General features: G+C 41.8%; 18 protein-coding genes and 1 tRNA gene. 13 read left to right on the top strand and 6 right to left on the bottom strand.

The annotated features are described in order from the left end of the window. The first annotated feature begins 4 nt into the window (after positions 1-4). The 3 genes from guaB to tadA all read left to right on the top strand — a co-directional run bounded on the left by guaB (position 5) and on the right by tadA (position 3,821). Positions 5-1,471, top strand: a complete 1,467-nt coding sequence (guaB, locus tag H5125_RS07795) for an IMP dehydrogenase (RefSeq protein ID WP_101085482.1) — start codon at positions 5-7, stop codon at positions 1,469-1,471. Positions 1,472-1,575: 104 nt separating this feature from the next. Beyond that, positions 1,576-3,153, top strand: a complete 1,578-nt coding sequence (guaA, locus tag H5125_RS07790) for a glutamine-hydrolyzing GMP synthase (RefSeq protein WP_162022616.1) — start codon at positions 1,576-1,578, stop codon at positions 3,151-3,153. Between the two features lie 188 nt (positions 3,154-3,341). Beyond that, entirely contained in the window at positions 3,342-3,821 is a 480-nt protein-coding gene (tadA, locus tag H5125_RS07785) for a tRNA adenosine(34) deaminase TadA (protein WP_206780909.1), read from the top strand. A gap of 315 nt (positions 3,822-4,136) precedes the next feature. Here tadA and mltF read toward each other — a convergent pair whose 3' ends face one another. After that, entirely contained in the window at positions 4,137-5,567 is a 1,431-nt protein-coding gene (gene mltF / locus H5125_RS07780) for a membrane-bound lytic murein transglycosylase MltF (protein ID WP_182743941.1), read from the bottom strand. Positions 5,568-5,922: 355 nt separating this feature from the next. Here mltF and purL point away from each other — a divergent pair, with 355 nt between their 5' ends. From purL to H5125_RS07755, 5 genes are all read left to right on the top strand, one after another. After that, complete coding sequence (gene purL / locus H5125_RS07775) at positions 5,923-9,804, top strand: phosphoribosylformylglycinamidine synthase (protein WP_182743940.1); 3,882 nt, start codon at positions 5,923-5,925, stop codon at positions 9,802-9,804. 1,138 nt (positions 9,805-10,942) lie between these two features. Beyond that, positions 10,943-12,499: a cytochrome ubiquinol oxidase subunit I gene (locus H5125_RS07770; protein ID WP_162022620.1), complete on the top strand. Its 1,557-nt coding sequence runs from the start codon at positions 10,943-10,945 to the stop codon at positions 12,497-12,499. A gap of 15 nt (positions 12,500-12,514) precedes the next feature. Then, a complete protein-coding gene (cydB, locus tag H5125_RS07765) occupies positions 12,515-13,654 on the top strand; it encodes a cytochrome d ubiquinol oxidase subunit II (RefSeq protein WP_182743939.1) in 1,140 nt (379 codons plus the stop codon). Between the two features lie 17 nt (positions 13,655-13,671). After that, positions 13,672-13,782: a cytochrome bd-I oxidase subunit CydX gene (gene cydX, locus H5125_RS07760; RefSeq protein WP_011636618.1), complete on the top strand. Its 111-nt coding sequence runs from the start codon at positions 13,672-13,674 to the stop codon at positions 13,780-13,782. Positions 13,783-14,144: 362 nt separating this feature from the next. Further along, complete coding sequence (locus tag H5125_RS07755) at positions 14,145-14,594, top strand: host attachment protein (protein ID WP_182743938.1); 450 nt, start codon at positions 14,145-14,147, stop codon at positions 14,592-14,594. A 245-nt stretch (positions 14,595-14,839) separates the two neighbouring features. Here the strand turns inward: H5125_RS07755 and H5125_RS07750 are convergent, their stop codons facing one another. From H5125_RS07750 to H5125_RS07740, 3 genes are all read right to left on the bottom strand, one after another. Then, entirely contained in the window at positions 14,840-16,846 is a 2,007-nt protein-coding gene (locus tag H5125_RS07750; RefSeq protein ID WP_101085460.1) for a methyl-accepting chemotaxis protein, read from the bottom strand. A gap of 144 nt (positions 16,847-16,990) precedes the next feature. Continuing rightward, positions 16,991-20,056, bottom strand: a complete 3,066-nt coding sequence (locus H5125_RS07745) for an efflux RND transporter permease subunit (RefSeq protein WP_182743937.1) — start codon at positions 20,054-20,056, stop codon at positions 16,991-16,993. Beyond that, on the bottom strand, positions 20,053-21,174 hold the full coding sequence (locus tag H5125_RS07740; RefSeq protein ID WP_182743936.1) for an efflux RND transporter periplasmic adaptor subunit: 1,122 nt from the start codon (positions 21,172-21,174) through the stop codon (positions 20,053-20,055). The genes H5125_RS07745 and H5125_RS07740 overlap by 4 nt, the downstream gene beginning before the upstream one ends. Before the next feature lie 244 nt (positions 21,175-21,418). Between H5125_RS07740 and H5125_RS07735 the strand changes: the two genes are divergently transcribed. Together H5125_RS07735 and H5125_RS07730 are read left to right on the top strand one after the other, a co-directional pair. Then, a complete protein-coding gene (locus H5125_RS07735) occupies positions 21,419-22,069 on the top strand; it encodes a TetR/AcrR family transcriptional regulator (protein WP_182743935.1) in 651 nt (216 codons plus the stop codon). 149 nt (positions 22,070-22,218) lie between these two features. After that, positions 22,219-23,151: a DUF6268 family outer membrane beta-barrel protein gene (locus H5125_RS07730; RefSeq protein ID WP_101085452.1), complete on the top strand. Its 933-nt coding sequence runs from the start codon at positions 22,219-22,221 to the stop codon at positions 23,149-23,151. An 82-nt stretch (positions 23,152-23,233) separates the two neighbouring features. Here H5125_RS07730 and H5125_RS07725 read toward each other — a convergent pair whose 3' ends face one another. Together H5125_RS07725 and H5125_RS07720 are read right to left on the bottom strand one after the other, a co-directional pair. Further along, entirely contained in the window at positions 23,234-23,680 is a 447-nt protein-coding gene (locus H5125_RS07725) for an LPP20 family lipoprotein (RefSeq protein WP_011636625.1), read from the bottom strand. Beyond that, positions 23,677-24,387, bottom strand: coding sequence for a FlgO family outer membrane protein (locus H5125_RS07720; protein WP_182743934.1), 711 nt, complete (start codon positions 24,385-24,387; stop codon positions 23,677-23,679). The genes H5125_RS07725 and H5125_RS07720 overlap by 4 nt, the downstream gene beginning before the upstream one ends. Before the next feature lie 269 nt (positions 24,388-24,656). Between H5125_RS07720 and H5125_RS07715 the strand changes: the two genes are divergently transcribed. The 3 genes from H5125_RS07715 (at position 24,657) to H5125_RS07705 (ending at position 26,903) form a co-directional block, all read left to right on the top strand. After that, positions 24,657-25,865, top strand: a complete 1,209-nt coding sequence (locus H5125_RS07715; RefSeq protein WP_182743933.1) for a flagellar assembly protein FlgT — start codon at positions 24,657-24,659, stop codon at positions 25,863-25,865. A 161-nt stretch (positions 25,866-26,026) separates the two neighbouring features. Next, positions 26,027-26,102 (top strand) — tRNA-Arg (locus tag H5125_RS07710). 210 nt (positions 26,103-26,312) lie between these two features. Then, positions 26,313-26,903: a hypothetical protein gene (locus tag H5125_RS07705; protein WP_182743932.1), complete on the top strand. Its 591-nt coding sequence runs from the start codon at positions 26,313-26,315 to the stop codon at positions 26,901-26,903. Positions 26,904-26,995: the final 92 nt, after the last annotated feature.

The following is a 26,995-nucleotide window of genomic DNA, read 5'->3' as shown; positions in this document are numbered from 1 at the left end:
TGCCATGCTACGTTTACTGAAAGATGCACTAACCTTTGATGATGTGTTGTTGGTTCCTGCCCACTCGACCGTACTCCCTAATACCGCAGTTCTTAAAACTCGTTTAACGACTAAAATCGAATTAAATATTCCACTTGTGTCAGCTGCCATGGACACTGTGACTGAATCTCGTCTTGCGATCGCGATGGCGCAAGAAGGTGGTTTAGGATTTATTCATAAAAACATGAGTATTGAGCAACAAGCTGAAGAAGTCCGTAAAGTTAAAAGTTATGAAGCCGGTATTGTTCAAGACCCCGTTACTGTTACACCTACCACAAGCTTAACTGATTTACGTTTATTAACGGAACATAATGGTTTTGCTGGTTACCCTGTAGTCAATGATGCACACGAACTAGTGGGCATTATTACAGGTCGTGACGTGCGTTTTGTGACTGATTGGAGCAAAACCGTTGCCGACATGATGACCCCTAAAGATCGTCTAGTCACAGTAACTGAAGGTACTAAGTTAGATGAAGTACAAAAACTAATGCATTCTCATCGTATTGAGAAAGTCTTAGTGGTTGATAAAAACTTTAAACTTAAAGGCTTAGTCACCGTTAAAGATTTCGAAAAAGCTGAACGCAAACCAAACGCATGTAAAGACGAATTAGGTCGTTTACGTGTGGGCGCTGCAGTTGGCGCGGGTCCTGGCAATGAAGAGCGTGTTGACGCGCTTGTAAAAGCCGGTGTTGACGTGTTATTGATTGACTCATCACATGGTCACTCAGAAGGCGTATTGCAGCGTATTCGTGACACTAGAGCCAAATACCCTGATTTACAAATTGTTGGCGGCAACGTTGCCACCGCATCTGGTGCAATTGCGCTAGTTGAAGCGGGCGTTAACGCCGTTAAAGTCGGTATTGGCCCTGGTTCAATTTGTACCACTCGTATTGTAACGGGTGTCGGTGTACCACAAATCACTGCGGTATCTGATGCTGCTGAAGCAGTACTCGCCTTAGGCATTCCTGTTATTGCTGATGGCGGTATTCGTTTTTCTGGCGACTTAGCTAAAGCATTAGCTGCAGGTGCATCATGCATCATGGCGGGTTCTATGTTTGCTGGTACTGAAGAAGCGCCGGGTGAAACTGAACTTTACCAAGGTCGTGCTTATAAGTCATACCGTGGTATGGGCTCTCTGGGCGCTATGGGCCAAACTCAAGGTTCATCTGACCGTTACTTCCAAAGTGACAACGCAGCAGACAAACTCGTACCTGAAGGTGTTGAAGGTCGCGTGCCGTACAAAGGTAAGTTGAAAGAGATCATTCATCAACACATGGGCGGCTTGCGTTCATGCATGGGCTTAACCGGTTGTGCCACGATTAAAGAGTTAAATGAAAAAGCACAGTTTGTAAGAGTGACTTCAGCAGGTATGGGTGAGTCACACGTTCATGACGTGACCATTACCAAAGAAGCACCAAACTATCGTTCGTAATTATGATAAGGGCGACGTTATGTCGCCCTCGTTTTATTAGCGTTAATTTGACCGCATCAATTGGATGCGAGTTATTACACTTAATTAATATGTAAAGGTTATTCATGAGTAATATTCACGATCATAAGATTCTAATCCTCGATTTTGGTTCTCAGTACACTCAACTTATTGCGCGTCGTATCCGTGAAATTGGTGTGTATTGTGAGTTATGGGCGTGGGATGTGAGCGAAGCGCAAATTCGTGAGTTTGCCCCAAATGGTATTATTTTAGCCGGTGGCCCTGAAAGTGTCACAGCAGACAATTCACCGCGTGCCCCTGAATATGTGTTTACTGCTGGTGTACCGGTATTGGGTATTTGTTACGGCATGCAAACCATGTCAGAGCAGCTGGGTGGCAAAGTGATTCAAGGCGTTGGCGAAGGTGAGTTTGGTTACGCACAAATTGAATTGCAAACCACATCAGCTTTGTTTAAAAGCATTGAAGATGCTGTTAGCGAAGAAGGCAAACCTTTGCTTGATGTGTGGATGAGCCACGGCGATAAAGTGTCTGCTATCCCTGAAGGTTTTGTGACCGTCGCTAAAACGGCAACTTGTCCGTTTGCTGCTATGGCCAATGAAGAGAAAGGTTTTTACGGCGTACAGTTTCACCCAGAAGTGACGCATACTCGCCAAGGTCAGCGTATGCTAGAGCATTTCGCGCTAGACATTTGTGGCTGTAAAGCCAATTGGAAGCCATCATCAATTATTGAAGATGCTATTGAGCGTTTAAAAAAGCAAATTGGTGATGACGAAGTTATTCTGGGTTTATCTGGCGGGGTAGATTCATCGGTTGTGGCGATGTTATTACATCGTGCGATTGGCGATAAACTAACGTGTGTGTTTGTTGATAACGGTTTGCTGCGTTTGAATGAAGCGGATCAAGTATTAGAAATGTTTGGCGATCATTTTGGACTCAAAATTGTTCACGTCGATGCTGAAAACCGTTTCTTAGATGCGATGGCTGGCGAAGCAGAACCAGAAGCCAAACGTAAAATCATTGGCCGTGTGTTTGTTGAGATTTTCGACGAAGAATCAAAGAAATGCGCTAATGCCAAATGGCTAGCCCAAGGTACTATCTATCCTGATGTTATTGAATCAGCGGGCAGTGCAACCGGTAAAGCGCATGTGATTAAGTCGCACCACAATGTTGGCGGTTTACCTGCCAATATGAAGATGGGTTTAGTTGAGCCATTACGTGAATTATTTAAAGATGAAGTGCGTAAAATCGGTTTAGAGTTAGGCTTGCCTTACAACATGCTTTATCGTCATCCGTTTCCAGGACCTGGTCTAGGTGTTCGTGTACTTGGCGAAGTCAAAAAAGAGTATTGTGATTTATTGCGCAGTGCCGATGCTATCTTTATTGAAGAACTGCATAAAGCGGATTTGTATAATAAAGTCAGCCAAGCCTTTACCGTTTTCTTACCTGTTCGTTCGGTAGGCGTAATGGGTGATGGTCGTAAGTATGATTGGGTTGTATCACTACGTGCGGTAGAAACTATCGACTTTATGACCGCACATTGGGCACATTTACCGTATGATTTCTTGGGTCGCGTGTCGAATCGTATTATCAATGAAGTTGATGGGATTTCTCGTGTGGTTTATGATATTTCAGGTAAGCCACCTGCAACAATTGAATGGGAATAACGCTGTAGCGTGACTCCTTACTTTAAATAAAAAGACGCTGCGGCGTCTTTTTTATTTGCTAGAATAGCCACGTATGACAATTACCTAGGTTTTATAGAGTGACAGATACCCCAAAAAAACACGTTTCCAGCGATACTTGCCCACTTTCTAATGCGCACAATGAGAAATCGAATCAGCTTCAGCGCGCCATTGATGAAAAGTGGATGCGTTTAGCGATGCAACTTGCCGAGCAAGCCGAGCTAAAAGGCGAAGTGCCTGTGGGTGCCGTATTGGTTAAAGACGATGTATTGATTGCCAGTGGTTGTAATTTAAGTATTGTGAATCACGATCCAACCGCTCATGCCGAGATGGAATGTATTCGTCAAGCCGGCAAGGTGTTAGAGAATTATCGTATGCTCGACACGACTTTATATGTCACGTTAGAACCCTGCACTATGTGCGCAGGTGCCATGGTGCACAGCCGTATTGCGCGGGTTGTTTATGGTGCAGATGATTTAAAAACTGGCGCGGCAGGTAGCGTGATTAATTTATTACAACATCCAGTTTTTAATCATCAGCTTGAAGTCAGTTCAGGTGTGTTGGCAGCAGAGTGTGGTGCGCAGCTAAGTGCATTTTTTCAACGACGTAGAGCAGAAAAAAAAGCACTCAAACAGTTAGCTATAAAATAGACTGATTGAGTGACTGGTTTTTATGTGGTTAACGGAAGATTAATTTTCAGTTTGTACCAATAAAAAATGAGCTCGTTGACGATTTTGAATGCGGCTTTTATGTACTTTAAGCATGACACGACGACGTGACATGGTATTGCTTATAGCTCTTCTTCTCATACCGTGATCCCTTAATATTGGCTAACCTCATCGAGGTTACTGATAAACCGCATACTTTAGCAGAATGCTTTCTTACGATAAATTCAGCACCATAGTACCTTATATTCGTGACAATTATCGGTCAGGTTTATGACGATAATCGTGTCAGCACAAAAATTAGTGTGCTGCTTCATGGATATTTTTTGAAGCGTCTTCAGCAATGATTTCAATTTGTTGAGGTTCTTCAATAATCTCCAACTTTTGGGTTTGATTATCGATCCACACTAAGGTGTCGTAATAACGACGAATACTGTCAACATAATGAACAGCTTCGCTACCACGGGCATAACCATATCGAGTTTGTTTATAATATTTAGATTGTTGCAGCAAAGGTAATACTTTTTTGACATCACGCCATGCGCTAGGATCCATTCCCATTGATTCAGTTAATCGTCGTGCATCTTCAACATGACCTAAACCGATATTATAGGAAGCCAGTGCGAACCAGATCCGTTGAGCTTCAGAGATGGTGTCAGGCAATCTCTCCATCATGTCTTTTAAATAAAATGCCCCACCACGTATGCTTTGTTCTGCATCTAAGCGATCATCTACACCAACATAAGCCGCTGTAGGTTGGGTTAGCATCATCATACCTCTCACCCCTGTAGGTGAGCGAGCACTCGGGTTCCAGTGTGATTCTTGATAACTAGCAGCCGCTAATTTACGCCAATCTAACTCTCCAGAATACTGCTCGAAAAAACTACGATATTCGGGCAGAATGTTATCAATTGCGCGGATAAAGGCACGAGTATCAACGTAATCAAAACGCTTAACATGGCCAAAATACTTCTCGTTCAAATGCTCCAGCGTACCCGCACGTCTTTCTTTATGCCAAAAAGCCAATAGTTTACTCATTAAACGGTCGCTGTTATTCGGCGGTAATAGCCACACCACTTCGACCTTTTCTTCTAAAATCATCCCCGCGCGTAGTTCAGGTAAAAAACGCTGATTGATCAATAAACTATTTGAATCTGAAATGGTGTAGTTCAATTCACCGTTGGCAATTAATGCAAACAGTTCTTCATTGTCTTTGTCGTTGACTTGATTCCACATCAACTCAGGATAGTCTTTTTGTAATTTAGTTAAGGTATTGACTGAAGATGAGTTAGCCATGACAGTAATTTCACCTGACAGAGTACTAATATCTTTGGGCTCCGGAGTGCCTTCCTTATAAACCAATACTTGGTTGACTTTATATAAGGTGGGTCCGAGCTTAAATTGTTGACTACGGTTAGGGGTTTTAGCGATGCCAGCCGCAATAATATCAATCTTGTTTTCTTTTAATGCCGCGAATAATTGCTTGCGATTGGTGTACGGGATCATTTCTAAAGGAACGGCTAAATAGTCAGCAAAGCGCTGCGCCATTTCGAAGTCGAATCCGCTTTCACCCTGTTCTGAATTAAGATAAATCTGCGGGCCATATAATGTCCCTACCTTTAATACGGTACGCTTAGGTGCAGGGGCAGCAATATCAACATCTTGAATATCAACAGGTTGACAGGCGGATAATATCCCGCAAAGTAAGATTATGAATAAGGTTTTGATCATATTTATTAATTGGTTATCTTAAGTTGTTTCGTTAATGTCACCAGAGTGATGTGTAAAAACGAATGAAATACCGGTTGAATAGCCTTTAAATATGTAGGGGAGTTAGCTTATTTTTTGCTTACTTTATCAGTAGTTTTCCTAAACGCCTATAGTTGAGTAAATAAGCAGCATTTAGTGGTTATTTTTTGTTAAAAGGTAAAGTGTTTATGTTATTCATTTTAGCATTACTTGAATGGGATATTTTCCCTATCAGGAAACACTGTTTTCACCTGCGCTTGAAGGTGATTTGTAGTGTGCAATTCCCTATAATAGCGCCAATTCTGATCCTCCTATATTATAAAGGTGAATAGACGTGATGGAAATCATTCGCGGAGCCCCAGCACTATCTGCATTTAGAGTTCAAAAACTCATGGAGGCTTGCGAAAACGCAGCGCTTCCTGTATCGCAAATTTATGCTGAATATGTACATTTAGCTAATTTGAGTGAACCACTAGATGATAATGAACGTCTACAGTTAGAAACTATTCTTACTTATGGCCCAGCTATTGAGTCTCATGCCCCACAAGGCACTTTACTGTTTGTTACTCCTCGTCCTGGCACTATTTCTCCTTGGTCTTCTAAAGCTACTGATATTGCCCACAACTGTGGCTTAGGCAAAGTTAACCGTCTTGAGCGTGGTATTGCTTATTATGTTGAAGCGTCAGTATTAACAGCCGAGCAGCAAAAACTACTGCAAGGTTTATTGCATGACCGCATGGTCGAAGTCATGCTGCCGGCGTTTGAAGCTGCTGAAATATTATTTGCTCGTACAGAACCAGCAAAATTTAGCAGTGTGAATATTCTTGCTGAAGGCCGCCGCGCCTTAGAAGTGGCCAATATTAAGCTAGGCTTGGCCCTTGCCGATGATGAAATTGACTATTTAATTGAAAATTTTGTTCGTTTAAAGCGTAACCCTAACGACATCGAACTAATGATGTTTGCTCAAGCAAACTCGGAACATTGTCGCCACAAAATTTTCAATGCAGACTGGACAATCGATGGCGAAGTACAGCCAAAATCATTGTTCAAAATGATTAAAAACACTTTTGAAGTCACGCCAGATTACGTGTTATCAGCTTACAAAGATAATGCCGCAGTGATGACGGGTCCGGTAGCGGGTCGTTTTTTCCCTGATCCCGATGGTGTTTATAACTATCACACTGAACCAATGCATATATTGATGAAAGTAGAAACTCACAATCATCCAACCGCTATTAGCCCATATCCTGGCGCTGCTACTGGTTCTGGTGGTGAAATTCGCGATGAGGGTGCGACTGGCCGAGGTTCTAAACCTAAAGCAGGTTTATCTGGTTTTACTGTTTCTAACTTGAAAATTCCTGGTTTTGTACAACCATGGGAAGGGGATTACGGTAAACCAGATCGTATCGTCACTCCGTTAGAAATCATGCTCGAAGGCCCTCTTGGCGGCGCAGCATTTAACAATGAATTTGGTCGTCCTGCCATTACCGGTTATTTCCGCACCTACGAGCAATTAGTCTCTAGCCACAATGGCGTTGAAGTGCGTGGTTATCATAAGCCGATTATGATTGCCGGTGGCTTAGGCAATATCCGAGAAGAACATGTTCAAAAAGGTGAGATTACCGTTGGCGCTAAGCTTATTGTGCTTGGTGGACCGGCAATGAACATTGGCTTAGGTGGCGGCGCCGCATCTTCTATGGCGTCTGGTCAGTCTAGCGAAGATTTAGATTTTGCCTCTGTACAACGTGAAAACCCAGAAATGGAACGTCGTTGTCAGGAAGTTATCGACCGCTGCTGGCAGTTAGGTGACACCAACCCAATTCAATTTATTCACGATGTGGGCGCTGGTGGATTATCTAATGCGTTCCCTGAGTTAGTGAATGATGCTGATCGCGGTGGGGTATTCAATTTACGTAATGTTCCTTCTGACGAGCCAGGCATGAGCCCGCTTGAAATTTGGTGTAATGAATCTCAAGAGCGTTATGTGTTATCGGTTGCACCAGAGAACTTACAACAATTTGCTGATATTTGTGCCCGTGAACGCGCGCCATTTGCGGTGGTTGGTGAAGCAACTGCAGAGATGCATTTAACGCTTGCCGACAGTCACTTTAATAACAAGCCGATTGATTTACCGCTTGAAGTTTTATTAGGTAAAGCGCCTAAAATGAGCCGTGATGTGGTGACTGCCAAAGCAGTATCGCCAGCGTTAGATCAAACTAAAATTGAGCTAAACGATGCCGTTAAGCGCATTTTAACCTTGCCAACCGTGGCTGACAAAACCTTCCTTATCACCATAGGTGATCGCTCCGTCACTGGTTTAGTTAATCGCGACCAAATGGTGGGTCCATGGCAGGTTCCTGTTGCCGACTGTGCAGTAACCGCATCAAGTTATGACAGCTACTGCGGTGAAGCGATGTCGATGGGTGAGCGTACTCCGTTAGCATTACTCGATTTCGACGCCTCTGCTCGTATGGCAGTTGCCGAATCGATTATGAACATTGCCGGTACCGATATTGGCTCGTTCAAGCGTATTAAACTTTCTGCTAACTGGATGTCTCCAGCGGGTCATCCAGGCGAAGATGCGGGTTTATACCAGGCGGTTAAAGCGATTGGTGAAGACCTTTGTCCTGAACTCGGTATCACGATTCCTGTCGGTAAAGACTCCATGTCGATGAAAACCGCATGGGAAGAAAATGGTACTCACAAATCCGTCACATCGCCTATGTCGTTAGTCATCACCGCTTTTGGTGTGGTGCAAGATATTCGTAAAACGGTAACGCCGCAACTTCGTGATGATAAAGGTGACAGTGCATTATTAATGCTGGACTTAAGCAATGGCCAAAATCGTTTAGGCGGTTCTTGTTTAGCGCAGGTTTATAGTGAGTTAGGCGATATTGCACCCACATTAGATAAAACCGCTAACTTAGCGGGCTTTTTTGAAGTGATGCAGCAGTTAGTCGCCGAGCAAGCGGTTATGGCTTATCACGACCGTAGCGACGGCGGTTTATTTACCACCTTAGTGGAAATGGCCTTTGCCGGTAATACCGGGTTAATGATTGATTTAGCCAGCTTGAATGGTACTGATTTAGAGCGTTTATTTAACGAAGAAATTGGTGCTGTAATTCAAGTCAGTGCTGTTGATGCCAAAGCCATTGCTGCACAATTTGAGGCTAAAGGTGTCACGTGTCATCACATTGGTGGCTTACAAGCGGCAGACAAGATTAGCATTAACGATGGCGAGCGAGTGATATTTGCTGATAGTCGTACAGCACTGCGCACTTTGTGGTCAGAAACGACCTATCGCATGCAAGCGCTACGTGACAACCCAGAATGCGCGCGTGAAGAGTATGAGCTTAAACAACAAGCTGATGCGCCAGGATTAACGGTTAAATTAGGCTTTAATCCAAGTGAAGATGTGGCTGCACCTTATATTCTTAAAGGCGCTGCCCCTAAAATGGCTATTTTACGTGAGCAAGGCGTTAACTCTCATGTTGAAATGGCAGCAGCTTTTGACCGTGCCGGTTTTGAAAGCCGCGACGTGCACATGTCGGACATTTTATCTGGCCGTATTAGCCTTGAAGAATTCCAAGGCCTAGTGGCTTGTGGCGGATTCTCATATGGTGACGTGTTAGGTGCTGGTGAAGGTTGGGCTAAGTCGATTCTGTTTAATGACCGTGCTCGCGATGAGTTTAGCCGTTTCTTCGAACGTGATTCAAGCATCGCCCTTGGCGTGTGTAATGGTTGTCAGATGTTATCTAATCTGAAAGAAATTATTCCAGGAAGTGAGCATTGGCCGCGTTTTGTACGTAACCGCTCAGAGCGTTTTGAAGCTCGATTCAGTTTGGTTGAAGTGCAACAAAATCCATCGGTATTTTTTGACGGTATGGTTGGCTCTCGTATGCCTATCGCTGTATCGCATGGTGAAGGCTTAGTGGAATTTGCTAATGCTCAAGCGTTAGCAAATGCAGAAGCATCGGGCACTATTGCACTGCGTTATGTTGATGGTCATGGTCAAATTGCCACCCAGTACCCAGAAAATCCAAATGGTTCAGCCAATGGCTTAACGGGTATTTGTACCACAGATGGTCGTGTAACCATTATGATGCCGCATCCTGAACGAGTATTTAGAACTGTTGCTAATTCATGGCATCCAGATAACTGGGGTGAAGATAGCCCATGGATGCGCATGTTCCGTAATGCACGAGTGAAAATCGGCTAATCGCAAATTAAATTTTTAGTTTAGCTAAAGCACTTGATTTAGCTAAAACACTTAATTTATAAAGCAAAAGGCGACTCCTTTGAGTCGCCTTTTTTATTGGTTTCAATTTGTTTAGCGCTGCTGATTTTATGTTGTCGTGATAAAGAAAAACCCCATAGATTTATTCTATGGGGTTTTCTGATTCGTTATCCTTGGATCATAACGATTACCGCTTAATATTATTTCTGCGCTAACAAAAACATTCACTAAACACGGTATAGATAAAAACGTGAGCTCGCTTATTTCACTTCTTTAGCAGTAAACATTTCAGTAAAAACACGTTTGTACAAGTTGGCAATATGTTCGAATAATTGAGTCATAGCACATTCTCTCTAGGTTAGGTCACTGGAATTAAGACAACGACTCATTGCACTACTTAGTGTTCGTCTTCTTAATTGTGCGCAAATTATACAATTGAACTAATGTATGCTCAAACGAGAAAAAATGATGTTTGGCATTAGTTTATTTAATGAATTATTGTATTATTTTAATTTAATTTTTAAAATAAATTTACTTATACTTAATTTAAACAGCGCTTTATGAATTTAGTGGTGTATTGTTAATTATAGAAATATTTATCTAATATTAATTTTTGTGTATTTAACTACTTTTTATTAACAATCTGAGTGAGCAGGGTGTTTTGTCAAAAATAAGACATGCTTGCTTTTTATTCCTAGCAATTATCCATTTTTTGTCAATACCTCAAGATAGGGTGGAGATGGTTGTACAATTTTTATTACAACGAATACCACAAGTTTCTTGTTGAGTTGTGATCCATCTGACATCAAATGTGTATCGAATAGGTGTGAGATCGACTGTAAAAGACTGATTTTTTAAGTCAAAAAATTATTCATGCAAAAAATCTAATGCTTATCACATTTTTGATTAAAAAATATGATCTACCAAGCCATTATACCGTAAGATATAGGGCGTTTAGGACTGGACTTGAAAACACAGGCAAATAGATTAATTTATCATTTTTCACTCTTTGGTGAGTTGTCCACTGCTTCAATATTACCGTTTTCAGGTATAACATCATCATTATGGTAACCGAGTGTTGCTATGTCGTATTTGGTTGTACTGAAGTAAGGAGTCGCCAATGATTATCGAAGAGGTCGTTGAGCTATCGCGTTTTCAATTTGCGCTGACAGCCATGTATCATTTTTTATTTGTTCCACTCACCCTAGGTTTAGCCTTTATTCTTGCGATTATGGAATCACTGTATGTGATGACCAATAAGCAAGTTTATAAAGACATGACTAAATTTTGGGGTAAGTTGTTTGGGATTAACTTTGCCTTAGGCGTAACAACGGGTTTAGCGATGGAGTTCCAGTTTGGTACTAACTGGTCCTACTATTCTCATTACGTAGGTGACATTTTTGGCGCGCCTCTGGCGATTGAAGGCTTAATGGCATTCTTCCTTGAGTCTACGTTAGTCGGGATGTTCTTTTTTGGTTGGGATCGCTTCAGCAAACGCCAACATTTAGTCGTCACTTGGCTTGTCGCTCTTGGCTCTAATATGTCAGCTTTATGGATTTTGATCGCAAATGGTTGGATGCAAAATCCAGTGGGCTCGGTGTTTAACTACGAAACCATGCGTATGGAAATGACCAATTTTGCCGAAGTGGTATTTAACCCCGTCGCGCAAGTTAAGTTTGTTCATACCGTCGCATCTGGTTATGTTGCCGGTGCCATGTTTGTACTTGCCATTAGCTCATATTACATATTGAAAGGCCGAGATTTACCTTTTGCTCGTCGCTCATTCGCTATTGCAGCAAGCTTTGGTATGGCATCTATTTTATCGGTCATCGTGTTAGGTGATGAATCGGGTTATGAAGTCGGTGAAGTCCAACGTGTTAAATTAGCGGCAATTGAAGCTGAATGGCACACGGAACCTGCACCAGCAGCCTTTACTGCATTTGGTTTCCCTAACCAAGAAACTATGCACACGGATTACGCCGTTAAGATCCCATATGCGATGGGTATCATTGCGACACGTTCTTTAGATGGAGAAGTAACCGGTATTAAGGATCTTATTAAAGATCACGAAGTACGAATTCGTAACGGTATGGTTGCGTATGCTTTACTTGAAAAATTACGTGCTGGTGATAAATCGGTTGAGGTTAGAGAGCAATTTGAAGCAACTAAAATCGATCTAGGTTATGGTTTCTTACTTAAGCGTTATACCGACAAAGTGGTGGATGCGACTGAAGAGCAAATTATTGCAGCGTCTTATGACTCAATTCCTACCGTGGCGCCTATGTTCTGGAGTTTCCGCTTAATGGTTGGCTCTGGGATGATAATGCTATTGGTGTTTGCTGCCGCCTTCTGGCAAAGCACTCGTCATCAAATCGCCGAGAAAAAGTGGGTACTTCGTGCTGCTCTTTACAGTTTGCCACTTCCATGGGTAGCCATTGAAGCTGGTTGGTTTGTGTCAGAGTTTGGTCGCCAACCTTGGACCATTTCTGAAGTGCTACCAACATTCATGTCGGCGTCTAGTTTAACGACGGCGGATCTTTGGTTCAGTATTATTTCGATTACGGTGTTCTATACCATCCTGTTGGTGATAGAGGCTTACTTGATGTATAAGTTTGCTCGTCTTGGTCCAAGCAGCTTAAAGACCGGCCGTTACCATTTCGAAACCCAAGATGCTTAATCTGAGGACCTGATTATGTTTGATTATGAAGTATTAAGATTTATTTGGTGGGCGTTAATCGGCGTGCTGTTGATTGGTTTTACCGTGACAGATGGCTTTGATATGGGCGTAGGTATATTGTTACCCGTTATTGGTAAAGATGATACTGAACGCCGTATTATGATTAACACTATCGCACCACATTGGGACGGTAACCAAGTATGGCTAGTGACGGCGGGTGGTGCATTATTTGCTGCTTGGCCTATGGTCTACGCGGTATCGTTTTCGGGCTTTTATGTGGCAATGATGCTAGTACTATTTGCATTGTTTTTACGTCCAGTCGGTTTTGATTATCGCTCTAAAATTGAAGATCCAAGATGGCGTAAGTCATGGGATAGAGCATTATTTGTCGGCAGTTTTGTACCACCGTTAATCATTGGTGTGGCATTTGGTAACTTGCTTCAAGGCGTACCATTTAACTTTGATGAATATTTACGCGCCACTTATCATGGCGGTCTGTTGGGTTTATTGAATCCGTTTGGCTTATTAGCCGGTCTTGTGAGTGTCACTATGGTGATAATGCAAGGCTCTACATGGTTACAAATGAAGACCGACGGAGAGCTGCGCGTTAGAAGCGCTAAAGCATCGCAAATTTGTGGTGGTCTATTAGTGGTTCTGTTTGGTGCTGCAGGGGTTTGGCTTGTAAACGGTATTGATGGTTATGTTATTACCTCAGCCCTCGACCTTGCTGGCCCGTCAAATCCAACTACTAAGACAGTGGCGGTTGAAGCGGGTGCTTGGTTAACCAACTATGATAAATATCCTCTTACCATGTTATTCCCGGTGTTAGGATTATTAATGCCAATATTGGTGATTTTTGCCAGTCGTTTAAATCGTAGTGGATTTGCGTTCTTTTTCAGTTCGCTTGCGGTTGCTAGTGTCATTTTAACCTGTGGTGCAGCAATGTTCCCATTTGTTATGCCTTCATCATTAGAACCTAATGTCAGCTTAACAATGTGGGATGCTACAGCCAGTCAAATGTCACTAAAAGTGATGACCGTTGCCGCTATTATCTTCGTACCTACAGTATTAAGTTACACCATTTGGACTTACTACAAGATGTACGGCCGCTTAAATCGTGAGTATGTTGAAAACAACAAAAGCTCACTTTACTAAATTAAGGAGCAACGTCTATGTGGTATTTTGCGTGGATTTTAGGGGTATTGTTAGCGTGTTCATTCGGTATCATCAACGCGTTATGGCTTGAGAATACTGAAAATATGGATCGTAACAACGAACTATAAACGTTATATCGTTTGATATAAAAAAACCGCTTTAGTAATAAAGCGGTTTTTTATTGGCTACTCATCTTGTTTACAAAACTAAAATCGACCGGTTTTAACTTATGACTCAATCTAGCACTCATTAGCTTGTTACTTAGTGGCTGTTAACAAAGCCAATTTTATGTTCAGTCGCCGCCTTTTAAAAAGCCAAAAAATATATAGTAAACTCGCCACTGCTAAGTAAGATTTTTATTCAAAGATACCAGGAAATACAGTTCAATTCCCAAGTGTTAACAGAAATATTGTCTATAATTAATTAACGCTAATTGTTTGTTTTTTGAACATGGCAATTTGTTAATAATGCACTTAACGGGAGATATATAATGAGCAGTTGGATTTTAGTCGCGGATAGCGCACATGCACGTCTATTTAACGCAGAAACAGCAAAATCTACATTAATTGAGATTAAGAGTATGATCCATCCCGAAGCACAGCAGCATGAACAGGAACTAACCTCAGATCTACCAGGCCGTCAGGCTGGAGGAGCAACCAATAGTCATCATTCTGTCGGGGGGAAAACAGAGCCTAAAAAGAATGAGGCTGTCGAATTTGCCAGGGAGATCTGTCGATACCTTGAGGCTGAATATAATGCGCACAAATTTAGCCAATTGATTGTTGTTGCCGCGCCTCATTTTCTAGGTAACTTACGCAAAGAAATGAGCACTAACGTCACTAAAGTTGTTACGCTGGAAATAGATAAAGATATTGTAAAGCAGGACATCGACTCGATTAGAGGTCAGCTGCCAATTATCTTACCTAACTTAGCCACATAAGCTGAAATTTAGATAATTAGGTTCGTTTATTAAGCTGTCATCATTCTTAATTCATATGTCGGCAGCTTAATGGGATATTTTTGTTTTTTGTCGTAAACTACTGTCGTGAAATAACATTAAGCATGAACCTGTATTACCTAAGTCGCAAATCTTCGTTGTGACGATTATCGTTGCTCAACTAAGCGATTAAGATAATTAACCAGCACTCAGTAGATTGAGTACTGGTCTGCTAAAATCCCACTTAGTTAAACCACTTTAAATACACCTATTTGTTGTTTGATACTGTGCGCAAGTTTGGTTAATTGCTCTGAATCACTTACCGCTTTTGTTGCCCGTTCATCACTATTTTGTGCAAGTGTAGAAATAGTATGTAAGCTGCGTGACACTTCATCTGCTACCGTACTTTGCTGTTTGGTGGCACTGGCAATACTAGATGAAAATATTGCCATTTCGCCGATATTATGATTAATCAGTGTGAGTTGATTATTAACTGTATCAGCTTGTACCGCTGATGACTCACCCAGTTGCTGACACTGGATCATTTGTGTTGCTGTGTGTTCTACCTGCTGTTGTAATTTGTTAATAGTCGTACCTATCTCACTAATTGAACGTTGTGTCCTTTGTGCTAATGAGCGAACTTCATCAGCAACAACAGCAAAACCACGACCTTGGTCACCCGCTCTGGCTGCTTCAATTGCGGCATTTAAGGCGAGTAAATTAGTTTGGTCTGCAATGCCGTTAATGACTTCTGTAACCTGACTGATGGCTTGAGTTTCATTGTTGACGCTTTCAATATTTTTTTGACTTTGAATAAGTTGTTCACGCAAGGATTGTAGTTCTGTAACCGCCTGAGTTAACTGTGTATGTCCTTGGTTTGATGCGCCATCAATTTCTTGCGCCTGCTGGGCAACTTGACTCGAATTCTGCGCTACATCTTTAATAGAAGAAGACATTTCTTCGATAGCTGTCGCAATCTGTTCTGTTTGGTTTAACAGTGATTTTGCCTCATTACCATTCAATTTTGATGTTTGTTGGCTAAGAATTGCTTGGCTTTCTAAGCTGCTGACAGACTGTTTTAACGACTCAATTAATCCTGCTAAACTTGCAGCCGTTTGTGCCACACTTATGGTGATGTGATCAACTTCATTGTGGCTGTCTTGAGGGCATTGTTCGAAAGTTTGTGAAAGATCCCCTTGGCCTAATTTAGCTATTTGCCTCTGTAGGTTCTTTAATGGCTTAATTGCACGATTAATGACATTAAAAAGTAAAACGGAAATAATAACTACGCCTAGCAATGCCAATATGGCGTTAATTTTTAACATGCCTAAGCTTTCATCACTCAATTCCTTTTCAGGAACGAAACCGACCAAAGTCCAATTCCAACCGGGAATATATACGGAATAAGAATACATTTCTTGATTAGACAAGGAGCTGTAAACCCAACTCCCTTTATCTGTGAGTGCCTGTTCAAGCGATAGGCCATCGAGCAATGTTTCATTATATGGTTCTTCTGATGTTAACTCACGATGAGAGATAATCTGTTGATCAGAGTTTCGGATGATGACATACGAACCTGATTCTTCAAGAGTCAGTTGTTTAAGTGAGTTTTGGATTTGTGCAACAGATCGGGTGATATCAAAACCGATAAAAAGAATAGCGATAACTTTGCCATTGGGATCTTTTACTGGGCGATAAATTGTCATGTAGTCTTTACCAAAAAGCTTGGCGTAGCCTTCATACTCTTCGCCTTTAACCAAACGCTGATAACCGGGATGTGTAATACCTAAATACGTCCCTAATGCACGATTACCATCTGCTTTTTTAAGTGATGTTGATACACGAACAAAATCATCATTATCGCGAGCAAATATTGTAGCGACTCCGCCTGTAAGCTTCGAAAAGTGATCTACGTTATTATTTGAATTGTTAATTTGCTCATTATCATGGACTAGTACAGGGGTCTTAATTCCTAACACCTCAACGGTGCGATCTTCTATCAAGAATTGTCCTGGATATAAGGTACGCAGAACATCGGCATTTCGTTTAGCTAAGTCCAGCATACTGTTGAACTGCAGTTCAATTAAATGAGTATTACTGTGCATTTGTGATTTAATCGCTTGAATTGCTTTGTCATGCAATACAGTGGATGCCGATTGATAGGAAAACCAAGACATAGCGGTAAAGATAACGATAGAAGACAATATGGCAAGTGAGCCAATTTGTTTTGCTATAGGCCAATTTTTATAATTCATATGCACTATTCCATAATTATTATGACAATTAATTTTCAATAGGTAGGTATACGAGTTTAAATGTACATCTAAGGACTACTAATTACCCGTTATTTAGTACGAAAAAGTGATAAGTAATGATAAATTCTGATGAAATTTATATCTTTACGCGACTGAGTGATTAGCCAGTATACCTTTCGGCTTCATCAACAAGGTATACATTACCGGCACCCAAATCAGTGACAACATGGTGGCTAATAGCGTACCGCCGGCAATAGCGATAGCAAAAGGTGGCCAAAAGCCGCCACCGGCGATAATTAGCGGTAAAAAGCCACCTATGGTGGTAATAGTTGTTGAGCCAATATGACGCCCACAACTGCTCACCGTGCTAATGATTAGGGCCAAATTGCCATCGCGCGCCTCGGGAATATCCTCAAGCTCTGCCAAAATAACAATGGCCGCATTAATGGCTAACCCCATCAATCCTAGCAAACCGATGATGACGGTAAACCCAAACGGATAGCCAAATACATACACGGATAACAAACCTAAACCAGCCGATTGAAAAGCACTCAGTAAAATGATGGCGGTTAATCTAAACGAGTTAAAAGACAGCACTACCGTTGCTAATAGTAAGGTTACAACCAACACAATATTAGACAGTAAATTCCCTACTGCTTCATTACGTTTTGCGCTTTCACCACCTATTTCGAGATGATATCCCGCAGGAATAGACAAATTAGCAATAGCATCTTTAACCTCGTTGAGTACTTGTGCTGGTAATACTCCACTGGTGATATAAGCTTCGATAGTATTAACGCGTTCGCCATTTCTACGGGGTATTGCACCACGACTGACATTTATTTCGTTATAAGATAATGCCGATAGTGGAATGCCTGACCCCGATGGTGACACCAGATTAATCTCGGCTAAACGAGTGGCTTGTTCGCGGCTGTTGTCGCCTAAGCGAACCCGTATTGGCAGTGATTCTGTTTGCTCTAAAATACTGCCACCAATGATCCCAGTAGTCGCCATTTGAATTTGATTAGCAATGTCGCTCAAACTTAGGCCACTCATTAAGCTGGCGTCTTCATTCACTTGTAACCACACTTTTGGAGCGCCAGAACTGAGGGTGGCACGAGTATGAATCACATCTGGTGTGGCGACTAAAATACCACGTACTTGCTCACCTAATGTTTTCAGAGTATCAAGATTAGGGCCATAAATTCGCAGCTCAACCGGAGCGTTAAAGGGAGGCCCTTGTTCCAGTTTTCGCACTAAAATCTGTGCTTGTGGAAATTGGGCATCAAACTCTTTTTGTAATTGTAAAATTAACCGATTGGCAGCGGCATAATCGGTCACTTTAATCATCGCTTGGGCGTAATTGGTTGCCCCTTGTTGCCGTTGAGTTAAGTTGTAATAGAAAGAGGGCGTATTACCGCCAACAACCCATGTAGCTGCAATAATATCGTCAATCTGTTGCAGCTTTTTATCAATCAGTTTGACCTGCTCGAGAGTGTTATCAATACTGACATGAGGTGCCAGGTAGACTTCAATTTGGAACATGTCGCGATCAGACGGAGGGAAAAATTGTTCAGTCATTTTGCCCGCGGCAAAAAAGCCAGCTATCGGTAATATTCCAATTACGATGGCGGTCAGTATTGGCCGAGATAACGCAAACTGTAAACTGGCGGTAAATGCTTGGCTAATTCTTGGGAATGCCATCCCTTGCTGATACCAAGCCGTTGGTTTTTCACTGCGACTGAATCGACCCGCAAGGCCAGCAATAATGGTATGAGAAATAATATATGAGCCGAGTAAGGCGAACATGACCGAAATGGCAATGCCACCCACAAACTCACCCGCAGCTCCAGGCATTAATACAATAGGTGCAAAGGCTAGCATGGTGGTAATAGTCGACCCTGCTAGTGGTAGCCATAAATGGTGTAAGGTTTTTGATACCGCTTCCAGTTTGCTCATACCTTGTTGACGGCGTTGCGCAATGGCATCAACAATCACAATCGCGTTATCGACCATAATCCCCAGCGCAACCACTAAACCTGTTACCGACATTTGGTGGATCGGTAGTCCAGTATATTTCATGCAGGTGAGGGTAAATAATGCGGTTAATGGTAATGATATCGCCACAATCACTGCATTGCGCAGTCCTAATGTTAGCATCAGAACCACTAAAATAATCACAAATCCTTGTAGCAGATTAATCACCAAGTCACCTAATCGATCACTGGTATAGCTTTGTTGGTCGAATAACCATTGCACCTTAATATTGGCCGGTAAATTAGCTGAAAAATCATCTATGGCGCTGCTTACATGCTGTTGCCACACATCGACTCGATTATTGTTGAGCATGCGTGCAGACACCAAAACGCCTTGCTGACTGTCGATTAAAGCGATACTCGATGCCGGAGTCTTGGCTTGGCGGCTAATATTGGCCACATCCCCTAAGCGAATAATTTGACCATAGTCGTCTACTTTTAACGGCACTTGGCGGATACGATTCTGCGAATCTAACTCACCAGAGACTTCAACTAAGGCTCTAAATTGGCTGTTATTAACTTCACCGGCTGAAATTTTGCTGTCGGCATTATTTAAAATAGCGGCAATACTGGCGGGGGTTAAATGCAATTGACTGATTTTATTGCCATCTAGCTCAACTAAAATCTCTTCTTGTGGTGCGCCATAAAGTTTAACAAAATCAGTACCACTGAGCAGTCTTAGACGGCTTTGTAATTCTTTGGCATAACGATTTAGAATATCGGTTCTTACAGGGCTATCGTCAGCCCAAACAAGTCCTAAAATGGCGGTATTGGCATAACCTAGTTGATCATCTAATACACTATTTTGTGCTTCTACTGGCAACAATGATTTACTGTCGGCGATAAGATCTCGAGCGCGCGACCACACCGGATCCGTCTCTGTGACCGTGTCTTTTAATTCTAGCTGGATAACCGAAATCCCGGGGCGAGAGGTCGACTGGACTAGCTTTAAATCTTCTAAACGGCGTAATTGATTCTCTAATACCTCAGTCACAAGTGCTTCAACCCGCTCTGCAGATGCACCAGGGTATTGAGTGATAACAGACGAAAATCGGTTAGTAATATGTGGATCTTCGGTGCGAGGTAGGCTTGAAATGGCACCTAATCCGGCAACAATTAATAATGCGATAAATAAACTGGTTAGGCGGCCATTTTCTAAAAATGCTTTAATCATAATGCCCCCGTTTTCTCAGCTTGAGCGAGAGTGACTTTCTGGTTAACGACCAATTTATGTAATCCTTGCGATACAATTAAATCGGTTGGTTTTATGGCACCTTGAATATACGCTTGTTGTTCATTGGTATAGATAATCTCTACATCGCGGCGCTCAATGGTATAAAAACCTTGCTCAGCCTCAACTAAGGCAAACACGTTCCATAATCCGCGCACGCCATCGGTTAATGCCGACATAGGCACCCAATAACCAAGTGCTTGCACGTCTTGTTGATACGCCAAATAAGCTATTTCGCCATTGATCACTCTGGCTGAGTCGGGCAAATGAATACGCAACTGAACCGTGCGACTAATGGTATTGACCTCGGCACTAATACCGGCAATTTTAGCGATAAAGGTTTGCTTACCTACACGGACATCTACCATCTGCTCGGCGGTTAACTGCTGTGCGATATCAATGGGTACTCCAATATAAGCCACAGGCTGACTGTTACCAACTAAGGTGAAAACCGGACTGCCTAGCGCAATCACTTCGCCGATATTATGAAAACGTTGACTGATTTTTCCATTGAATGGGGCCATTAAGGTTGATTTTTCAATTTTCAAATTGGTCGCACTTAAGCTGGCTTCTATACGCTTTTGGTTTGCTTGTAAGCTAATAACTTGTTGCTGGGTTTCATCGAGTTGCTGCTCAGACACATAGTTTTGTTGTTTCAACTTTAGAGTACGGGCTAAGGTGCTTTTTGCTAAATCTATATCCGCTTGAGTTTGCAATAAACTGGCTTGTAATTGCTGCTTTTCTGCGGTTAATAAATCAGTATCAAGCTGCGCTAATATTTGTCCTTTGCTCACAGTATCGCCACTGTCGACTAGGATATTATTCAGTTTACCCGCAAGCTCAAAGCCAATTCCGGTGGTATTGGCCGAGCGAATCGTACCCGTATAAGTTTGCATGTGTTGATAACGGTCGCTTAATGATAAAGGCTGTGACAATACCGTTTGGTACTCAGTTGTTTGTGAATGCTCTTTTACCTCAGAGCCACAACCGCCTAATGAGATTAAGCTTAAACCTAGCGCCCAGTATCGAATGATTGGGGTGAATGTCTTTGACGCGTACATAAGTTTATTCCTTGCAAAGCAATATATTGTGCCAATGTTGATTTATCTTAAAAACCAGTGTTAATAACAATAAGCGAACTCATTAACCGCAAATCGTGACTTGTAACTTAAATGTTAACTAGACTCGGTAGTCTAGTTTTATAAAACTAGACTGTCCAGTCTATTTTTAGTTACTATAACGCTAAATAATGAGTAGTAACGCTGACACTCGATTGTGCTTAATGGGTTAATTTACGGAACCAACATGACAAAAAAACACACATCGCTTAATAACATCGAACAGGTTAGTTTGAGCCGCAGTGAGCAAAAGCGGGCTCAAGTACTTGAGTCTGCGATTGACCTTTTTTGCCATCAGGGTTTTCCTAATACCAGCATGGACGAAGTGGCAAAACATGCCGGTGTATCAAAACAAACCGTTTACTCTCATTTTGGTTCCAAAGATGATTTGTTTGTTTCCGCGATTGAGTCTAAATGTGTTGTGCATCAACTCACTGGCGAAGCTTTAATTGATGCAGCAAATCCACAACGGGTTATTTTGCAGTTTGCTCTGCAATTTGGTGAAATGATTGTTAGCAAAGAAACAATGACAGTATTTAAAACTTGCGTAGCTCAAGCAGACACTCACCCAGAAGTGTCTAGATTGTTTTATGACGCAGGTCCCAAGCACGTACTCGGACTGATTAGAAATTACTTAAAAAAGGTCAATGAACATGGCGAATACTTTTTTGAAAATCCGCACGAAAGCGCAGTTAGATTGTGTTTAATGTTATTTGGCGAACTAAAATTACGTTTAGAGCTAGGATTAGAGATAGGTGATTTACTGACAACTAGGCAACAATATTTACAAGATACTGCCGAGATGTTTTTGCGAGCCCACCAAGTAGACGTAAAATAAGCCAATAAAAGTTGAACTTAATTGGCGCGATAACAGTATTATCGTAATTAAACTAAGGTGCTATTAACCCAACGTGCTATTAAGCCAAGGTGCAGTTAAGCCAAGTTAATAGCTAACTTATCTCATTATTTGAAGGGAAGCAGATTGATATGACGCTTTATAACGTTAACGTAATTCAGCCAAAATCATTGAGTACATCAGCTTTGTCAATTTTGCTAGCATCGGGACTGTTGTTAAGTCAGCATGCTTTAGCAGCGCCAGAACGTTCACCATTTTCGCTCACTGTGGCTCGTACATCAACGGGTACCGCTAATGTTGGGGCTGATAGCAATAACCCTAATCAGTTACAACGTGATGCTTGGAAGACCAGTTTTTCGGCCAGCATGCCACTCAATCGTCAGTGGTCAATTGGGGCAAATCTAGGCTACGATAATCTCGATTACGACTGGGATATGAACCAAAACACTCTGTTACGCAGCAGTACTGAACCTTGGTCAACCATACATCAGTACAGTGCTGGTTTATCGTTATCTTACCGTCTTGATAATCATTGGATGTTTCTTATAGCCCCCAAACTGCAATACGCCTATGCCGATACTGCATCATCTTCAAATGCGCAAAGTTATGGTGTCGTTGCCTCGGGCATGTACCGCTTTGATTCCGGCAATATGCTCGGCTTTGGTGTTGCATACTTAAATGATATTTCAGAAGTGCGCACCGTACCTTACTTAGCCGTGCGTTGGCAGATAAACGAGAAGTGGGTACTTGCTAACCCGTTCCAAGCTGGTTTTAGTGGTCCTGCAGGATTAGAGTTAAGTTATCAGTATAACCGTGACTGGAGTTTCGGTGTGGGTAGCTCAATGCGAACAGAACGTTTTTTAATTGCTGATGATGACAAAACCATTGAAGTAGAAGAATGGGTAGGCTTTGCTCGCGCAGGCTGGCAAGCAACTAGTAATGTTAGCCTTAATGCGTACGCAGGTTATTATTTTGGTGGCGAAATGGAGTTAAGTTACCCAGACGTTACGGAAGACATGGAAAACCAAGCAGCATTAGGTTTAGTGTTTAAACTGACGTTTTAATGATAAGTGTTAACCTAATATAATAAAAATGCCGCTGATATCAGCGGCATTTTTATATCAACAAGTTAGCGTAAACGTTCAATTAAAAGTAAGTAACTTCTTTTACGCGTTTAGGACGATTTTGTTGTTCGTACAACTGCCATACTTGTTTAAAGTCCAGAGCTAGCTCCGTGACATAAAACTCACCAGAAGGGTAGGTCTTAACCACTTTAGCGCCGCGAATAATACCACTCACGCTAGATTTAACGTTGTCGTCAGTTAGTAACCATTCACTTACGTCGCTATTAGCCGAAATTTTTTGTCCATATACTTGCTCAGCCAACTCTCGGTAAGCGGCAATTTTTGAAGCTTGCATCGCCATTAAAATACGATGTGATGGCTCTTTACTGGGCTGAGTCGCCAACGGGGCATAACCAATTGCCGTTAGCGTTGGGAACGAGGCTGGCGCTTCGGTTTCCCACTGAACATATTTATCTTTGCTCACACAGCCAGTGAGCAGCAATAGCATAATTAACATCAACGACTTCATAGCTTATCTCCTAATACGGTGTAACGACTGTCGCCCTTATTCTCGTGGCGATACAGTAAACCATTGCGTGATTCAATGAGTTCAGAGGGTTGTAAATAACCCGACAAACTCGATGCTGCCACAAATGATTGCACCGCTGAAAGGACGCGATTATTGGTCACATTAACCACTCGGCCGTTAAACACAATTCCTTCAGGGGTGAGGGTCATGGTTGACACTAATACGTGTGAAACCGGTAAATCTGCACGTAACAGTTCCCAGTTGCGGCTCAACATAAACTCGCCTTGTTCTGTGGCGCGCAAATTTGTCGCCACATTTAAATCGACTAAGTTAAATTCATGAGCGTGGAATGCCGCGAGTAATCCTTGTTGTAACTGTAATGCTAATTCATTGGTTGCATTTAAATTACTGGTCATCACTGGCGTAGAAATCAGCAGTGGTTGATCTGGGCGCAAGGCGTCGTTTTGTAACACTAACTCGTTAACTAACTTTTCTGCCCACACATTCACCTGGCCTTTGGGTGATATCCCCGCAGCCTGAATATCATAAGCCAGTTTATCGTGATAAACCTCATCTTCGTCGACGGTTTTGACAAATTTACCGTTATTACTAAAGGCAAGGTTATTGGCAGCATTAGGCGTTTGGGTGCATGCCGCTAACGATAACGACGCAAGCATGACCGTGGAGATAAAAAGCCTGTTAATCATAATAATTCCTCTAACAAATAATGCCGCTAGTCTTGGTATAAATGAGTCATTTAATCGCCTTGTCCATCGATAACTAAGGCCAATTATGTACTCTTTATTATTGGTGTCTTTATATCGGCAAATGCGTTCAAAGCTTTACTGTAATAGTGCAACATCGAAAATAACCACTAATATAGTGAGTCGGCACAATTTTTGCTTTGATTAAAATAGAGTAAGCTGAATTTACACAATTGTGCAAAATAGACGATTTTTTGACATTAGGACATTGTATGTTGATCCGACACAGCCCTGTTATCCGAACAAAAACCTTTAATCACCTTGCCGTAATAGCAATGCTATGCGTGAGTGCATTGTGTGTAACGTCGTCGGTATTGGCTGAACAAATTGAAGTAACTGGTAAGGCTAAAATCGTGAATGGCGATATAGATAAAGCCCGTGAAGACGCTATAAGCCAAGCATTAAATTACGCCAGTTTAAAAGCCGGGGTTAACTTTTCCAGCGAACAACAAGTCAACCAAGGTCGGCTTACTCAAGATACCTTTCAAATTCAGCGGATGGGATCGGCCAATAACGTTGAATTAATGAGTGAAATGATCAGCCAACACACCATCACCGTGGTATTACAGCTTGAACTCAGCGAACAAGAACCTAACGTTCAATGTAAAAGCCAATCACTTAAAGCCGCGATTATGTTGCCACAAGCCTATTTACAAGAACGCGAACAGTTGCGTTATGGTCAATTAGCTCACTTTGAAGAGCGGATCACCGAGCAATTAGGTAAAGCTATCAATGCACAGTCGCGATACAGTTTTGCACGACTACATGCCGATGAAAAAATTGATAACATCAATCAACTGGTCAACTTTAAAGGATATCGTATTCCCAGTTGGTTAGGCGAAATCACCGACAGCCAATATCTGCTGCAACCTGAAATCATTGATATTTCGACCGAACCTGCTCAAAGCAGTTATATGGGCTTTGTCGAGGATGATCCGTTAAGACAGTTTATATTTAAATTAACCCTTTACCACGGGATCAGCGGTGAAGTGGTGTGGTCAGAATCATTCGCCACCTCAGCGCCTTGGGAATTTGAAAGACAAGAAATCGTCTCACCTGCTAACCAGCGCTTTTGGCGGTCATCTTATGGTCAGGCGATCAGCGATATTTTACAGCAAAGCGTGATGTCGCTGGATAAGCAGTTAAACTGTCGTCCATTATTAGGCCAAATTGTCGCCAGGCAAGGGGATCGTATTATCATCAATTTAGGCCGTAAAAATGGCGTTAAAATGGGTGATAAGTTCCAAATCGTATTACAAAAGAATATCCCAGACAGATTTAATTCCATGCGTGCCATCGCCACTAAAAGTCGTGCCAATGTGGTTATCGAACAAGTTACCGAAGACAGCTCAACCGCAATATTCGACGGCATCGACAGTGCAGATAATATTCAAGTAAATGATATTGCGATTAAGAATTAATGATTAGCTCTAAGAAGTTAATAATTCAGACTCAAGAGCTAAGTGCTAAGTGCTAAGTGCTAAGTGCTAAGAGTAAGGCGATTATGAATTAGTTGGTTATTAATCAAGCAATTAAATATAAAAGGTTTAATTCGATTATAAACTCAGTATAATCACTGGGTCTCTCTATAGCTCAACAGGATAGAGCAGCCGCCTCCTAAGCGGCCGATCGGGGTTCGAGTCCCTGTGGGGAGACCATAACACCTCTTTTTATTTTAAATATCAAGCACTTAATAAAATCGTCAAAAGTTGTGCCGCCTATGTGCCGCCTCTGGAAACCACTTTTTTGGAATTTTTTTTTAAGCATTCTTCAACACTCCGCTTTTCGATAGTTTGAACCCAATCATGGACATTTAAGCGTATTTCCAATAGTTTTCTATTAAAGCTAAAACATGGAAGTATTGTGTAATGAACCTCAATAAAGAGTCTAACCAACAAACTAAACCTCACAAGTCTGAAGTCGATAATCAGCTAGAAGAACTTCTAACCGAAATGCCTGAAGCGCTGAAGTTGCAAATGGTTAATATTTTAAATTCGTCAGAACATGCTAATCAAAAGCTGAAAGCCGATTTTTTAGCCAGCTTGCAGTCATTCGACATGCTTACTCAAAAAGATTCAGCCGTTAAACCTTTTCTCCCAGAAGGCACTAATGAAGAGTCTTTAGCCAAAGCGCTTTCGAAAGTTGATGATAGTCAGTCAATACTTGAGACTGAGCAGCTTGAAGGTGCAGAGATATTTACATCATTATTTGAGTCAATAGCTGCAGAGCCTTATGATGATATTAATGAGATCAGACGATTTGCCAATGCTGCCAACTTACATGAAGCGTTTGGTGAAGAAGGTAGTGAAGCTCTCACATTCCTAAATGCGATCCCACAAGACAGTGCAGAGCTTATTCATGGTGCCATAGCTTGTCAGATGGCTGGTATGCCAAAGCAAGCCAATTTGTTGTTTCAAATATTTGTTTGTAATGGTCAAGTATTTCTGGAGAGATTTTAAGCCGCTTTTTTTAACTCATTATATTTTTGATGTGGCGTCTTATAATCTATTGCTGAATGTCTGCGTTTGTAATTGTAGAACTGGATATATTG

The organism is Shewanella sp. SR44-4 (assembly GCF_014163715.1).
Taxonomy (GTDB): domain Bacteria; phylum Pseudomonadota; class Gammaproteobacteria; order Enterobacterales; family Shewanellaceae; genus Shewanella.
This window is presented reverse-complemented; position numbering and strand designations above follow the sequence as displayed.

Bases quoted from the DNA above. Each gene is read 5' to 3' on its own strand.
- H5125_RS07745 (WP_182743937.1), bottom strand. From the start codon at position 20,056: ATGATTAAAGCATTTTTAGAAAATGGCCGCCTAACCAGTTTATTTATC.
- H5125_RS07720 (WP_182743934.1), bottom strand. From the start codon at position 24,387: ATGATTAACAGGCTTTTTATCTCCACGGTCATGCTTGCGTCGTTATCG.
- H5125_RS07705 (WP_182743932.1), top strand. From the start codon at position 26,313: ATGAACCTCAATAAAGAGTCTAACCAACAAACTAAACCTCACAAGTCT.
- purL (WP_182743940.1), top strand. From the start codon at position 5,923: ATGGAAATCATTCGCGGAGCCCCAGCACTATCTGCATTTAGAGTTCAA.
- cydX (WP_011636618.1), top strand. From the start codon at position 13,672: ATGTGGTATTTTGCGTGGATTTTAGGGGTATTGTTAGCGTGTTCATTC.
- H5125_RS07740 (WP_182743936.1), bottom strand. From the start codon at position 21,174: ATGTACGCGTCAAAGACATTCACCCCAATCATTCGATACTGGGCGCTA.
- H5125_RS07770 (WP_162022620.1), top strand. From the start codon at position 10,943: ATGATTATCGAAGAGGTCGTTGAGCTATCGCGTTTTCAATTTGCGCTG.
- mltF (WP_182743941.1), bottom strand. From the start codon at position 5,567: ATGATCAAAACCTTATTCATAATCTTACTTTGCGGGATATTATCCGCC.
- cydB (WP_182743939.1), top strand. From the start codon at position 12,515: ATGTTTGATTATGAAGTATTAAGATTTATTTGGTGGGCGTTAATCGGC.
- guaB (WP_101085482.1), top strand. From the start codon at position 5: ATGCTACGTTTACTGAAAGATGCACTAACCTTTGATGATGTGTTGTTG.
- H5125_RS07730 (WP_101085452.1), top strand. From the start codon at position 22,219: ATGACGCTTTATAACGTTAACGTAATTCAGCCAAAATCATTGAGTACA.
- H5125_RS07735 (WP_182743935.1), top strand. From the start codon at position 21,419: ATGACAAAAAAACACACATCGCTTAATAACATCGAACAGGTTAGTTTG.
- H5125_RS07715 (WP_182743933.1), top strand. From the start codon at position 24,657: ATGTTGATCCGACACAGCCCTGTTATCCGAACAAAAACCTTTAATCAC.
- H5125_RS07755 (WP_182743938.1), top strand. From the start codon at position 14,145: ATGAGCAGTTGGATTTTAGTCGCGGATAGCGCACATGCACGTCTATTT.
- H5125_RS07725 (WP_011636625.1), bottom strand. From the start codon at position 23,680: ATGAAGTCGTTGATGTTAATTATGCTATTGCTGCTCACTGGCTGTGTG.
- H5125_RS07750 (WP_101085460.1), bottom strand. From the start codon at position 16,846: ATGAATTATAAAAATTGGCCTATAGCAAAACAAATTGGCTCACTTGCC.
- guaA (WP_162022616.1), top strand. From the start codon at position 1,576: ATGAGTAATATTCACGATCATAAGATTCTAATCCTCGATTTTGGTTCT.